Consider the following 13,316-nt stretch of genomic DNA (forward strand, 5'->3'; position numbering starts at 1 on the left):
GGCCCGAACGACCCGACACCACTGCCCAGCAGCGACCCACCGACCCCGACACACCACGCCCGCAGACCGGCCCGTCCACCACGGCAGACCAGCTATGAGCGCCCCGACCGCCGACTGGCGGCCCGACCCGCTCCTAACCATTGATGACGTGGCGGGCTGGCTGGGCAAGCCGAAAAACACCCTCTACGCCTGGCACAGCCGAGGAAAGGGACCGCGTGCCATCCGGGTCGGCAACACCCTGCGCTACCGGCGCAGCGAAGTCGAACGCTGGCTCGACGACCACACCGACCCGGAGCGCTGAGCCATGGCCCGACCTCCTCTACCCATCGGTACCTTGGGCACGATCCGTACCGAAAAGCTCGGCCCCAACCGGTACTGCGCCCGAGCCCGATACCGCGACCACGACGGCAAAACCCGCGACGTCGAGGCCACCGACACCACCGCCCCCGCCGCCATACGGGCGCTCAAAGTCAAAGTCCGCGACCGTGTCGCCCCTAATGACGACGAAATCACCAGGGAGACGCACGTCAGCACACTCGCCGCGCTGTGGCTGGAGGAGATAGCCGCAGAGGAACGGGTATCGCCGCAAAGCATCAGCAGGTACGAGATCAGCGTGCGCGTCTCGATCGTGCCGGCTCTGGGCGAACTACGGATCCGAGAGGCCAGCGCAGGGCGCCTCGACAAGTTCCTGCGGAGGATCGCCGAGGACCGTCCCTCAGCCGCTAAGAGCGCCAAGGTCGTCCTCGGCCAGATGTTCGCCCTGGCCGTCCGTCGGGGTGCGCTCACGACAAACCCCATCCGCGACACCGGCCAATTACGAAAGCCCCGCAAGAGGGTCGTCGCGCTTGATCGGGAGCAACTGGACGACGTTCGTTCGGCGATCCGGAGGTGGCAGCAGCCCACCCCGGGCAAGTCGGGGCCTCGGCCTACGAGCGACCTGGCCGACATCGTTGACCTCATGCTCGCCACCGGCGCCCGCATCGGCGAAATCCTCGCAGTGCGGTGGGAAGACGCCGACCTCGCCGCCGAACATCCCATCCTCACTATCTGCGGCACCATCATCTACATCAAGGGCAAAGGCTTCTTCCGGCAGGAATGGACAAAGAGCAATGCCGGCTACCGGTCAGTCGTCCTGCCACGATTCGCCGTCGGGATGCTCCTGGAGCGCAAGCTCACCGCCGCCGCCGACCCCAACGACGCGATCTTTCCCTCCCGACGTGGCACCTGGCTGTCTCCGCCCAACGTTCGCCGTCAGTGGCGTGCAGCCCGCGCTGAGACCGGCCTTGAATGGGTCACTCCCCACACGTTCCGTAAGACCGTTGCCACCTTGATCGACAAGGAGGCCAACACCGACAGCGCCGCCGCACAGCTCGGCCACGGAAGCAAGGAGACCACCAAGAAGCACTACATCGTCAAGCCAGCCCTTGCCCCCGACAGCTCCACCATCCTCGAACAGCTCGGGGGCAGGCCGGAGCCAGGCGATTCCGAATCCCGCAACCCTGGCCCGGCCCCGACCGGATAGCCGGGGCGGGTGGCGCCGGTACGCCTACCCCGGCCCTGCCGAACCTGATCGCCCCGGCCGTTAGTGAGGGGTTTTCGGGGGAGGGTTCGAAACTACATAGACAACCATAAAGGCCCTGGCCAGCTTTTTGCTGGTCAGGGCCTTTAATTGGTGCGCCGCCAGGGACTCGAACCCCGAACCCGCGGATTAAGAGTCCGCTGCTCTGCCAGTTGAGCTAGCGGCGCTCGTCGGCAACGGAGAGAACATTAGCACCCCTCCCGAGCGGGCTCCAATTCGGTTACCCGGGTCCCCCCTTCGGTCGAGCTTTGCCGGCAAAAAGCCTCAAATCGGCCACCGCCGTCAAGATCGGGGCGTGGCTTGCGGCGGTGATGCGGCACGATGTCCGCCAGGTACGCGAGAACAGAGGTGGGCATGGCACGGTTCACGCGAGCCGGGGCGGTGGTGGGCGCCCTGACTCTGGCGGCATCGCTGGCACTGACCGGGTGCGGCGGCGACGAGAAGAAGCCGGAATTCGTTGGTGGGGCGTCCTCGGACGTGAGTGCCGCCCCTGGTTCAGCCGCACCGTCGACGCCGAGCGCACCGAGCGGGCCGCCGCTCGCGCTGAGCCCGGCGGACGGCACGAAGAACAGGCCGGTGAGCACGGAGATCAGCGCGAAGCTCCCGGGCGGCGGGAAGGTGTCCGAGGTGACCCTGACGGCGGACGGCGGGGGCTCGGTCGCGGGCAAGCTGCGTACCGATGGTTCGGCGTGGGTGCCGTCGGCCCCACTGAAGTACGGCACCCACTACACGGCCACGGTGACGGCGAGCGCGTCGGACGGGACGAGCAGCCAGGGCACCAGCAGCTTCACCACGATGGCGAAGCCGAAGTCGACGATCGGGTCGGGTCTGTACCTCTTCGATGACAAGAGCTACGGGGTGGCCATGCCGGTGGTCACCGAGTTCCATCCGGGCATCCCGAAGAAGGACCGGGCGGCGGTCCAGAAGCGGATGTTCGTCCAGACCGACCCGCCGCAGCCGGGCGCGTGGCACTGGGTCAGCAACGGCACGCAGGCTTACTACCGGGCCCCGAAGTACTGGAAGCCGGGCACCACCATCACGGTGCGGATCGCCCTGGCGGGGGTGCCGCTGAGCAACGGCAAGTACGGCGACGTGGACCGCAAGGCCACCGCCAAGATCGGCCGTTCGTTCGAGATGAAGGTCGACAACGCCAACAAGAAGATGACGGTGTACGAGAACGGCGCGCCGGTCCGCACCATCCCGGTGAGCCTGGGCAAGAGGAGCACTCCGTCGTCGAGCGGCACGATGGTGGTGATGGAGAAGAAGGAAGCCACGGTCTTCGACACCCGGGACGACCCGGACCCGGCCAACCGCTATGTGACCGACATCCAGTTCGCCCAGCGGCTCACCTGGGGTGGCGAGTACATCCACGCCGCGCCCTGGTCGGAGCACGTGCAGGGGCGGCAGAACGTCTCGCACGGCTGCGTGAACGTGTCGATGGCGAACGCCCGGTGGTTGTTCGACAAGACCCGGATTGGTGACCCGATCACGATCAAGGGCACCGAGCGCAGGGTCACCGCCGGCAATGGTTGGACGGCGTGGAGCCTGAGCTGGTCGGAGTTCATCAAGGGCAGCGCGTTGCCGGTGCCCAGCGGTGGGGCCGGCCCGGCGGTCTGAGCCGTCGGCCTCGTTGCGCCGGCCCCGCGTTGGTGGGGTCGGCGTACCCTTGCACTCCCGGCGCGTGAGGACGGCGCGTCGACCCCCGCAGTCCCCGTACGGAGACGAACCAGGCTCACGAAACGCCGGATAGTAGCAGGATTCGGGCACTATTGACGGCGTGTTTCGGTTCACCCTCGGCAACCGGGGCTGGCTCTGGCGCGTCAGTAGGAGACGATGGGGCAGCGACCACGACTGTGAGGGAATTCATGCGAGCTAGCCAGGACCAGCTGATCAGGCCCGGTGGGCGACGCCGCGTCTTCGCGGCGGGGCTTCTCGCCGTGGCGCTGGCCTTCACCTCCGCCTGCACCGACGGCGACGGTGGCAAGCCGTCCTCGTGGCACGGCGGTGGCGAGAACCCGGCACCGAAGGCCGCGGCGACGATCAGTGAGCCGGCGGCGGACGCCAAGGACGTGCCGGCGTCCACCGGCATCACCTTCACCACGAAGGACGCCGTGGAGACCGCGGTCGAGCTGAAGGACGCCGCTGGCAAGGCGGTCGAGGGTGACCTGGCCAAGGACGGCAAGTCATGGCTGCCGGCCGGTGCGTTGGCCTACGGCACCAGCTACACGGCGACCGTGACCGCCACCGGTGACGACGGGCGTCCGGCCACCGCGACCAGCACCTTCACCACCATGGCCAAGCCCGGCAATCAGGTACGGGTGAGCAGCTTCCTCGGTGACAACCAGGTCGTCGGGGTGGGCATGCCGCTGATCGTGAAGTTCAGCCGGGGCATCCCGGAGGACTACCGCGACGACGTGCAGCGCCGGATGACGGTCACCTCGACGCCGGCGCAGGAGGGGATCTGGCACTGGGTCAGCCCCACCGAGATCCGGTACCGGCCGAAGGAGTTCTGGAAGCCCGACAGCAAGGTCTCCTACCGGGTGCAGGCCGGCGGGCTGCCGATGGGGGCGGGCTGGTACGGCCGCGCCGACCTCTCGGTGGACGTCAAGATCGGCGCGTCGCTGGTCATGACGGTGGACAACAAGACCAAGCGGATGACGGTGACCCGCAACGGCTCTGTGATCAAGACCATCCCGGTCAGCCTGGGTAAGAAGAGCACCCCGTCGTCCAGCGGCACGATGGTCGTGATCGAGAAGCTGCGCAAGACGGTCTTCGACACGTTCGAGGAGCTGGGCCCGGAGGACGGCTACCGCACCAAGATTGACTTCGCGCAGCGCCTCACCTGGGGCGGGGAGTTCATCCACGCGGCACCCTGGTCCGAGGGTCAGCAGGGCAGTGTGAACGTGTCGCACGGCTGCGTGAACGTGTCGATGGCCAACGGCGACTGGCTCTTCAAGAACACCCAGATCGGCGACCCGATCACGGTCAAGGGCACCGAGCGCAAGCTGCAGAACGGCAACGGCTGGACCGACTGGAACATGAGCTGGGACGAGTACGTCAAGGGCAGTGCCATTCCGTACGAGCCTCCCGCGGACCCGGACACCACACCGACGCCGGACGGCGAGCTCACCCCGTCGGCCACGCCGACCGCCTGAGTCCTACGACGAGAAAGCCCCTTCCACACGGAGGGGGCTTTCTCGTGGATGGCCCTGGTGGGCACCCTCAAAACGACTCAGGCCCTCTCCGAGGAGAGGGCCTGAGTGGGAAACCAGTGGGGTGACTGATGGGAATTGAACCCACGACAACCGGGACCACAACCCGGTGCTCTGCCAACTGAGCTACAGCCACCATGCCGCCGTCGCCCGGTCGATCGCTCCGGGCGGGGTGCGGACCAATAATAGCCACACCCCAGCCGGGCACGTCCAGCGGGTTGCCGGTCAGCGCGGTAGGGGTCAGAGTTCGGCGGCGATGGCCTTGGCGGTCTCGACATCCGGGCCGGGCAGCGGAACGAAGAGGGTGCGCCGGTAGTACTCCAACTCCCGGATGCTCTCCCGGACGTCGGCCAGCGCCCGGTGCGCGAGACCCTTCTGCGGCTGGCCGAAGTACACCCGGGGGTACCAGCGACGGCAGAGTTCCTTGATCGACGACACGTCGATCATCCGGTAGTGCAGGTGCGCGTCGAGGCGGGGCATGTCCCGGGCGATGAAGCCCCGGTCGGTGGCGATCGAGTTGCCGCACAGCGGAGCCGTACGCGGATCCTTGACGAAGGTGCGGACGTACTCCAGGACCAGGTCCTCGGCTTCGGTGAGGGTGACCACCGAGCGGCGGACCTCTTCGGTGAGGCCGGACTTGGCGTGCATCGTCTGCACGATCTCCGGCATCCCCTCCAGCGCCGCCTCGTCGGCGTGGATAACCACGTCGACACCATCACCCAGCACGTTGAGGTCGGGATCGGTGACCAGTGCCGCAACCTCGATCAGTTTGTCCCTGCCGAGGTCCAACCCAGTCATCTCACAGTCGATCCAGACGAGGAGATCAGCCACCGGGACAGCCTACGCGCAGCCCACGCCCTGCGGCTGCGCGCTCTCGGCGGACCGGACCGCTAGGGTTTCGGGGTGCCAGCAGAACCCGTCGCACCGCCCGCCGTCACCGAAGACGATCCCGGCGGCCGTACGGTCCGTCGCGTGGTCGCGGTGGTGGCGCTCGGCGCCGTACTGCCCGCGCTCTACCTGCCCGGCCTCGTGCACAACTTCTTTGATCTCAAGATTTACATGTCCGCGATGGACTGGTGGCGGGTCGGCCACCCGCTCTACGACTATGTCCAACCCGACCGGGTGCAGGGCGAGCTGTACTTCACCTACCCGCCATTCAGTGCGCTGCTGCTGTGGCCGTTCGGTCTGCTGCGGCTCGGCGCCACCGTGGCGATCTTCACGGCGCTGACCGTGTTGGCCGTGGTGCTGACCACCCGGTGGCTGGTCGCGCCGGTGATCGACCGGCACGGTCTGCCTCGAACGTTCACCCTGGTCACCGCCGTCCTGCTGGTGCTGGCGGTGGAGGGCATCCGGGAGACGATCACCTTCGGTCAGATCAACATGCTGCTGGTCGTGCTGATCCTGGCCGACCTGCTGTTCGCGGTGCCGCAGGCGCGACGCTGGGCCGGGGTGGGCGTGGGGCTGGCGACGGCGCTCAAGCTCTTTCCCGGCATCTTCATCGTGTACCTGCTGGCCACCCGGCGGTGGCGGGCCGCCGTGGTGGCGAGCGCGACCGCGGCGGCGGCGACCCTGCTGGCGGCGGCGATCGCCCCACGGGACTCGTGGCGGTTCTGGACGCACGAGCTGTGGACCACCGAGCGGGTGGGGCGCACCGATATCGTCGGCAACCAGTCGCTGTTCGGCCTGCTCAGCCGGTTCACCGCGCCGGAGAAGCCGGACCGGCTGCTCTGGCTGCTGCTGGTCGCCGCGGTCGCCGGCTACGGGCTGTGGCGGGCCGCCCGCGCGGCGCGGGCCGGTGACCCGTTGACGGGCCTGACGTTGACCGGGTTGGTCGGTTCCCTGGCCAGCCCGATCACCTGGACCCACCACATCTACTGGTTCGTGCCGGCGGTGGTGCTGCTCGCCGACGCGGCGTTGAGCGCCAACCGCCCCGACGAGGCACGCCGACGTCGGTGGCTGGCCGGGCTCGCGCTGGGCATCACCGCCCTGACCATCTACGGCGTGGTGACCTTCCAGGCCTGGGGCGCGGGGCTGGTCCGCACGCACAACCCGGTGGACTTCGTCCTGCAGAACACCTACGTACTGCTCAGCCTGCTGCTGCTGGCCGCCTTGCCGGTGCGATCGGGGCTCGGTGCGGAAAATCGCACCAATTGGACAGACCTCCCGAGTAGCCATGATCGACGCTAATCTGTCCTCATCTACCTCAAGCGTCGCTCGGGTAGCACCGATCCCCCGGTGAGAGTGGCCCTCCGCGTCGGCAGCGCGCAGGGCCACTCGCCGTTCCCACACCCGTCAGCCGGCAGGATCGCCGCCGGCCGGGCCGTCAGCCGGCGAGACGGCCACCGGCCGGGCCGTGGGCTGGTCCGGGTCGGCCGGCGGCCAGGCGAGACTCAGCGTCACCTCCGGCGGACGGGGCAGCCGGACCGGCTCGTCCAGATCGGCGAGGGTGGCCGGGCGCGCGGCGCCGATCGACCGGGGCCGCTCCGCCGTTCCGGCACCGACCGGGGTGAGCTGTCGTGCCGGCAACGACGGGCCCGACTCAGGCTGCCGGGGGCCCAGGCCACTCAGCGACGTGACCCCGAGGCGGCCGGCGAGGACGGGCACCTGGTCCGGCTCGACCACGAAGATCACCTCGCGCGGGCGCAGCGGTCGCAGCAGGAGCAGCACCGCGCCCACCACCAACAGCACGCCCACTGTCAGCAACCCCCAGGCGGCCGGGCCGGTCCACCCGGCCCGCAACTCCGCGCGCAGGTCCAGGGCCAGGTCGGCACCGCCGTCGGGACGCATCACCACCAGGCTCATGGGTTCGTCGGCGAGGTCGTCCGCGCTCCACTCCAGCGAGCCGATCCCCTCGCGTACCCAGAAGGGCCGCCCCAGCGGCGTGACCGACCCGTCGGCCGTCGTCGCGCCCGGAGTGTCGGCGGCTGGTCCGGCCGGATCGAGCCGGACCGGCAGCGGACCCCGGGCCAACGCCACCCGGCGGACCGTGGCGTGCGGCACCGACTCCAGCCAGCCACGCACCTCGGCGGTGGGCGCCAACCCGACGAAGGCCGGCCCGCCCGTGGTGCGGGCCTCCAGCCGAAGCCGGGTCTGCGCGGTACGCGCGAAGGGCGCGTCCTGTCGCAGCAACCGGTCGAGGTCGGTGACCACGACCGCGTGACCGGGGGTGCGGACCGTTTCGAGGCGGCCGGTGAAGGCCCCGCCGGGGTCGGCGTGTTGGGTCACCAGCCACAGGCCGCCACCGACGAACAGCGCCGGAATTCCCACCACCAACAGCAGCACCCCGGCGATCACCCGCACGAACCGCATTCGCACCGTCCCCCTCCGTAGCCAAATACCCGGCCGACCTTACCGACGTGCACCGTCTGATCAGGGGATATCCACGGCACGGTCGGCACCGACTCCGGAAAGCACGCTGGCCCGCCGGATGATCCGGCGGGCCAGCGGGTGGGACAGGGGTCAGGGCTTGGCGACCGGTTCGCGGCGGCTGCGCGCGAACGCGAGCCCGCCCAGTACCAGGCCGGCCAGACCCGCGACGAGACCGGCCACACCGAGGCCGACCGCGAGCCCGTTGCCGTCGCCGTCATCAACGTCGGGCAATGCGACGGCAGCGCTCGGCGCGGCCGAACCCGCTGGCGCTGCCGCGGCGGCCAGGGTGAGCACCGGAGCGGGGTGCTCCGGCTCCTCGGCGCCCGGTGCCACCGGCTCGTCGATCCAGCGCGAGATGTTGCCGTCCGAGTAGGTCTGCAGGGTCTTGAAGACCATCGAGTCGACCTGCGGCAGCGGCCCCAGCGACACCGGGAACTCCTGGAACTGCCCCGGCTTCACCCCCGCGTCGCCGGACGCCGTCCAGGTGATCTTGGAGACGGCTTCGGTGAGCTGACTGCCGTGCACCTCGATCGGCGGGTCCACCTTGCGCTTCTCCGTGGTGACCGTCCAGCCGGGCACCGGCATCGTCGACACCGAGCCGACCGGGGCGTTCTCCGGCAACACCACTTCCAGCTTGGTGGTCGACGCGGTGTCGCTCTCGTTCGGCACCCGGAACGCCACCCGGGCGTAGCCGCCCTGGTTCGCCTCCTTCGGGTTCACCGTGACGTGCGCGGACGCCGGTCCGGCGAAGCCGAGCACAGCGGTGGCGGCGGCGGTGAACGCCAGGGCGGCAGCGGCGGTTGCGGTGCGCCGGATTCGGGTCATGGGTTTCGCGAACCTCTCTAACGGACGGGCACGGTGGCGGTCACCGTGGCCTGGTCGATGTCGGTCGTTCGGGCGGTGATCTTCAGTTGCCACTCGCCGGCGGTCGGCAGGCTGATGTCGCCGTAGGCGTGACTGTCCGTCAACCGCAGCAACGGCACCTCGATCGGCTCGATCCCGGCCGAGGGCAGCGCGACGGTCGCCTTCCACTCCGCGACCAGCTGCGGCTGGTTGTTCTTGTCGTACGCGTACAGGTGCACCGTGTTGTTGCCCCGCTCGGCCGGGCTCACCTCGACCTCGACGGTCAGCAGCGAGCTGGACAGCCTGGTGCTGAAGAAGCCCGCCTCGGCCCCGGCGGACGGGCCGGCCGCGGCGGTGCGGGCGGGCGTGGTCTGCACGAGCGTGGCGGACACCGCCAGCACCACCACGGTGACAGCCAACTCCACCAGGACCGCCCGGCGCACCGGCACCGGGCGCTGCGCGGCGACCCGGCTGCGGACCAACTGCCGGGAGTACGCGGCCACGCCGATGACCAGCGCGAACAGCCCGATCTTGGCGAGCAGCAAGCGCCCGTACGTGGTGTCGATGAGCGCCTGCGGGGTGGCCACCTCGATCAGCGCCTGGACGGTGCCGGCGAGCAGCAGCGCCGAGACGGCGAGCGCCGCCCAGCGCGACCAGATCGGCAGAATCGCGCCCAGCTCCCGTTCGTCGGCCTGGCGCAGCAGGAAGGCGGCGAGCATGAGCAGACCGCCCAGCCAGACCGCCATGCTGCCCAGGTGGACCGCGTCGACCACCACCGAGACCGCCGGCGCCGGAGAGGCCGCCGGGTGCCCGGCCAGCGGCCAGGTCAGCAGGGCGGCGGCACCGAGCACGGCCAGGATGATCGCGTCAGCGCGGCCGGCGGGTCGGGCCAGCAACGGCCGGAGCAGGAAGACGGACGCCGCCAGCAGGCCGAGCCGGACCAGGTGGGCGGCACCGAAGGCGCTGCCGAAGACACTGCCGAACCCTTCGCCGGTGACGTCGAACAATCCACCACCGGCCGTGTAGGGCACCTGCAACCACAGGTCGGCGAGGGTGGCGACGGCCACCAGGCCGAGGCCGGTCCAGGCCAGCCGGGTCGGCCCCCGCCGGGACAGCCGGCGGGGCCAGAGCGCGGCGAGCACCAGCGCCGGCCCGACCAGCAGCACCAGGCCGGCGTAGCCGAGGAAACGGGCCACCTTCACCGCAGTCCCCACCACCGGGTTGGCGCGGGTGTCCGTGCCGGAGTCGACGGGTGGGGTCGAGGGTGCGCCGACCGAGTAGGTGAACGCCCCGGACACCGGGTGGCTGTCGGCGGAGATCACCCGGAAGCTGACCAGGTAGGTGCCGCGGGCACCGGCCGGGTCCACCGGGATGGTCACGACACCGTCGCTGAACGACGGCTCGCCCCGGTCCGCCCGGGACCCGTCCGGCGCGATGACCCGGATCTTGCCGGGCACCTTGCGGACCGACTCGCTGAACGTGAGGACCACCTCGGACGGCCCACTCGGCACGATGGATGCGGCGGCCGGACTGCTGCTCACCAGCACCGCGTGGGCGCTGGCGGGGGTGGCTGGTGCGATCAACAAGGCGACGACGGTGACCAGGAGGCCGGCGGCTGCGGCCAGCCGGGCGGCCCAGCGGCGGGGGGCGACAGTCATGCCGGCCATGGTTGCCGATCGGTGTCCCGTTCGGCGACCCGAGGGGGGCGGGCGCGTCGGTGGTCGCACGTCATGAACTGGTAGTCGACCCGGAGCGGGGAAAAGTTCCCGACGTGGCGCAGACCATCCAAGGCCGAACGACCCTGACGCGCCGCCGGGTGCCGCGTAACCTGGTGTGTCGTGATCCCTGTCCCGCGTGACTCCGGTGCCGTCGATCCGACCGCACCGGCCGATGAGGTCGCCCGGGACCCGGCAACCGGGTGGGCAATGACCGCCCGCGACGGTGACCCCACCGCCCAGGCGGCGTTCGTCCGGCTGACCCAGGCCGAGGTCTGGCGATTCGCCGCCGCCCTGGTCGACCCGGACAGCGCCGACGACCTGACCCAGGAGACCTACCTGCGGGCGTTTCGGGCCCTGCCCGCGTTCGAGGGTCGCTCCAGCGCCCGCACCTGGCTGCTCGGCATCGCCCGGCGGGCCTGCGCCGACCACCTGCGCACAGTCGTCAGGCGTCGGCGACTCGACGAGCGCCTGACGGCGAACGCGTACACCGACCGACCGCACCCGGACCCGGCCGGTCAGCTCAGCGCGGCCGACCTGGTCCGCCGCCTCGGCCCCGACCGCCGCTCGGCGTTCGTGCTCACCCAACTGCTCGGCCTGTCGTACGCCGAGGCGGCCGCCGTCGAAGGGGTGCCGGTGGGCACCATCCGTTCCCGGGTCGCCCGGGCCCGCGACGACCTGGTCGAGGCGGTCGGCGACGCCCTGACCGGCTGAACGTGGAACTTCCGGCGCGGACGGGACGACAAATGAGCGTGACACCTTCCACCCGGAGCGGCCGTTGGCCCCTGCTCCGCCCCTGGCTCGGCATCGCGGCTCGACTCGGCCTCGCCGCCGTCTGGCTGGTCGCCGGCGCGTCGAAGGTCAGCGACCTCGCCGCCTCCGGGCGGGCGGTCAACGCCTACCAGGTGCTGCCGTACGACGTGGCGACGGTGATCGGCGCGGCCCTGCCCTTCGTCGAGCTGGCGTTGGGCGCGCTGCTGCTGCTCGGGCTCGCCACCCGGCTCGTCGCCGGGGTCTCCGCCGCGCTGCTGGTGGTCTTCGTCGTGGGGATCGCCTCGGCCTGGGCGCGAGGGCTGGCCATCGACTGCGGCTGCTTCGGCAGCGGCGGGCAGCTGGCGGTGGGGCAGGCACCCAGTTACCTCCCGGAGATCCTCCGGGACCTGGGATTCTTGGTGCTGGCCGGATTTCTGCTGATCTGGCCACGTACGCCGGTATCGGTGGACGGGTGGTTGTCCGGCGAACCCGTTGTGGAGGACGAGGATGAGTAGTCGCAAGGGGCAGCGGGACGCCGCCCGGGTGGTCCGCGAACAACTGGCCCGCGAACGGCGTCGCCGGCGCACGATCTGGGTCTCCGCCGCCGCCGTCGTCATCCTGGTCATCGCCGGCGTCATCGGCTGGGCCGTCTGGTCCAACCAGCGCTCCGACGACTTCACCACCCCGCCCGGCGCCAACACCGCCGGCACCGGCATCGTCATCGGCGGCGGCCCGGTCACCGTCGACGTCTACGAGGACTTCCTCTGCCCGGCCTGCAAACAGTTCGAGCAGACCAGCGGGTCGACGCTCGAACAGTTGGTGACCGAGAACAAGGCGACGGTCGTCTACCACCCGGTCGCGTACCTCAACCGTTTCTCCACCACCGAGTACTCCACCCGCTCCTCGGCCGCCTCCGGCTGCGCCGCGGCGGGCGGCAAGTACCACGAGTACGCCAAGGCGCTCTTCGCCCAACAACCACCGGAGGGCAGCGCCGGGCTCAGCGACGACCAACTGATCGACATCGGCACCAGCGTGGGCCTCGACCGGGGCTCCTTCGGCAGCTGCGTGAAGGACGAGACGTACCGGACCTGGACCGAACACGTCACCGCCGACGCCGACCGGAACAAGGTCACCGGCACGCCGACCGTCAAGGTCAACGGTCAGGCGCTGGAGAACCCCACCCCGGACGCCCTCACCGCAGCCGTGGCGGCGGCCGGCAAGTGATCCGTACCCTGCTGGGCCGCGCTGGCCTGGTCGCCGCCGCGGCCGGCCTGGTGACCCTGATCAGCGCGGCGCCCGCCGCCGCGCACGGCGCGGACGCCCCGGACGGCACCGACTACCGCACCCGGACCACCGGGGTCGCACCGGCGCGGCCAGGACTTGAGGTACGCGTCATCGAGGCGGGTGCCCGACTGGAGCTGACCAACCGCACCGGCCGCACCATCGAGGTCATCGGCTACTCCGGCGAGCCCTACCTGCGCGTCGGCCCCGACGGCGTCTTCGAGAACAGCCACTCCCCCGCCACGTACCTGAACCGCACCATCACCGGAGAGACCACGCTCCCGGCCGACGCCGACCCGGCCGCCGCACCGGACTGGCGGCGGATCGCCGACGGCACCACGGCGCGGTGGCACGACCAGCGCGCGCTGTGGCAGGAGCCCGCTCCACCCGCCGCGGTACGCGCCGCACCGGAGCGCGAACACCGGGTCCGGGACTGGAGCATCCCGCTGCGCGACGGCACCGACCCGGTGCTGATCGGCGGCACGCTGGACTGGGTGCCGCCGCCGGACGCGTACACCTGGTGGGCGGTGACCATCGTGGGGCTGCTCGCGGTGGGCGCGCTCG

At 70.6% G+C, this 13,316-nt stretch carries 12 protein-coding genes, 2 tRNA genes and 1 pseudogene; 9 read left to right on the plus strand and 6 right to left on the minus strand.

The annotated features are described in order from the left end of the window. Positions 1-94 precede the first annotated feature (94 nt). Together DLJ59_RS08220 and DLJ59_RS08225 are read left to right on the plus strand one after the other, a co-directional pair. Positions 95-301 carry a helix-turn-helix transcriptional regulator gene (locus DLJ59_RS08220; RefSeq protein WP_124771907.1) on the plus strand — a complete coding sequence of 69 codons (207 nt, stop codon included), beginning with the start codon at positions 95-97 and terminating at the stop codon, positions 299-301. 3 nt (positions 302-304) lie between these two features. Beyond that, complete coding sequence (locus tag DLJ59_RS08225; RefSeq protein WP_124771908.1) at positions 305-1,522, plus strand: tyrosine-type recombinase/integrase; 1,218 nt, start codon at positions 305-307, stop codon at positions 1,520-1,522. A 148-nt stretch (positions 1,523-1,670) separates the two neighbouring features. Here the strand turns inward: DLJ59_RS08225 and DLJ59_RS08230 are convergent. Beyond that, positions 1,671-1,746: transfer RNA gene (locus DLJ59_RS08230), tRNA-Lys, on the minus strand. Between the two features lie 187 nt (positions 1,747-1,933). Between DLJ59_RS08230 and DLJ59_RS08235 the strand changes: the two genes are divergently transcribed. Beyond that, positions 1,934-3,196, plus strand: a complete 1,263-nt coding sequence (locus DLJ59_RS08235; RefSeq protein ID WP_124771909.1) for a L,D-transpeptidase — start codon at positions 1,934-1,936, stop codon at positions 3,194-3,196. A gap of 248 nt (positions 3,197-3,444) precedes the next feature. Then, positions 3,445-4,734: a L,D-transpeptidase gene (locus DLJ59_RS08240; RefSeq protein ID WP_124771910.1), complete on the plus strand. Its 1,290-nt coding sequence runs from the start codon at positions 3,445-3,447 to the stop codon at positions 4,732-4,734. A 117-nt stretch (positions 4,735-4,851) separates the two neighbouring features. Here DLJ59_RS08240 and DLJ59_RS08245 read toward each other — a convergent pair. Continuing rightward, positions 4,852-4,927 (minus strand) — tRNA-His (locus DLJ59_RS08245). 104 nt (positions 4,928-5,031) lie between these two features. Next, positions 5,032-5,622, minus strand: coding sequence for an oligoribonuclease (gene orn / locus DLJ59_RS08250; RefSeq protein ID WP_124771911.1), 591 nt, complete (start codon positions 5,620-5,622; stop codon positions 5,032-5,034). Positions 5,623-5,694: 72 nt separating this feature from the next. Here orn and DLJ59_RS08255 point away from each other — a divergent pair, with 72 nt between their 5' ends. After that, a complete protein-coding gene (locus DLJ59_RS08255; RefSeq protein WP_124771912.1) occupies positions 5,695-6,978 on the plus strand; it encodes a glycosyltransferase 87 family protein in 1,284 nt (427 codons plus the stop codon). Positions 6,979-7,083: 105 nt separating this feature from the next. On the opposite strand, the gene DLJ59_RS38225 is transcribed toward DLJ59_RS08255, so the two are convergent. The 3 genes from DLJ59_RS38225 to DLJ59_RS08270 form a co-directional block, all read right to left on the minus strand. Further along, positions 7,084-8,100: a hypothetical protein gene (locus DLJ59_RS38225; RefSeq protein WP_124771918.1), complete on the minus strand. Its 1,017-nt coding sequence runs from the start codon at positions 8,098-8,100 to the stop codon at positions 7,084-7,086. A 150-nt stretch (positions 8,101-8,250) separates the two neighbouring features. Further along, entirely contained in the window at positions 8,251-8,985 is a 735-nt protein-coding gene (locus DLJ59_RS08265; RefSeq protein WP_124771913.1) for a YcnI family copper-binding membrane protein, read from the minus strand. A gap of 17 nt (positions 8,986-9,002) precedes the next feature. Continuing rightward, positions 9,003-10,670, minus strand: coding sequence for a copper resistance CopC/CopD family protein (locus DLJ59_RS08270; RefSeq protein ID WP_124771914.1), 1,668 nt, complete (start codon positions 10,668-10,670; stop codon positions 9,003-9,005). A gap of 171 nt (positions 10,671-10,841) precedes the next feature. Here DLJ59_RS08270 and DLJ59_RS08275 point away from each other — a divergent pair, with 171 nt between their 5' ends. From DLJ59_RS08275 to DLJ59_RS08290, 4 genes and pseudogenes are all read left to right on the plus strand, one after another. Beyond that, the gene (locus tag DLJ59_RS08275; RefSeq protein WP_124771915.1) at positions 10,842-11,432 is read left to right on the plus strand and encodes a sigma-70 family RNA polymerase sigma factor; all 591 of its coding nucleotides are present in this window, start codon (positions 10,842-10,844) and stop codon (positions 11,430-11,432) included. Between the two features lie 32 nt (positions 11,433-11,464). Beyond that, on the plus strand, positions 11,465-11,986 hold the full coding sequence (locus tag DLJ59_RS08280; RefSeq protein WP_124771916.1) for a MauE/DoxX family redox-associated membrane protein: 522 nt from the start codon (positions 11,465-11,467) through the stop codon (positions 11,984-11,986). Continuing rightward, positions 11,979-12,695: a DsbA family protein gene (locus tag DLJ59_RS08285; protein WP_124771917.1), complete on the plus strand. Its 717-nt coding sequence runs from the start codon at positions 11,979-11,981 to the stop codon at positions 12,693-12,695. Before DLJ59_RS08280 ends, DLJ59_RS08285 begins: the two co-directional genes overlap by 8 nt. Beyond that, positions 12,692-13,316, plus strand: a pseudogene (locus DLJ59_RS08290) (hypothetical protein); the annotation flags it as partial. The gene DLJ59_RS08285 and the pseudogene DLJ59_RS08290, both read left to right, overlap by 4 nt.

The sequence above is a fragment of the Micromonospora inaquosa genome (assembly GCF_003857055.1).
Classification (GTDB): Bacteria; Actinomycetota; Actinomycetes; order Mycobacteriales; family Micromonosporaceae; genus Micromonospora; species Micromonospora inaquosa.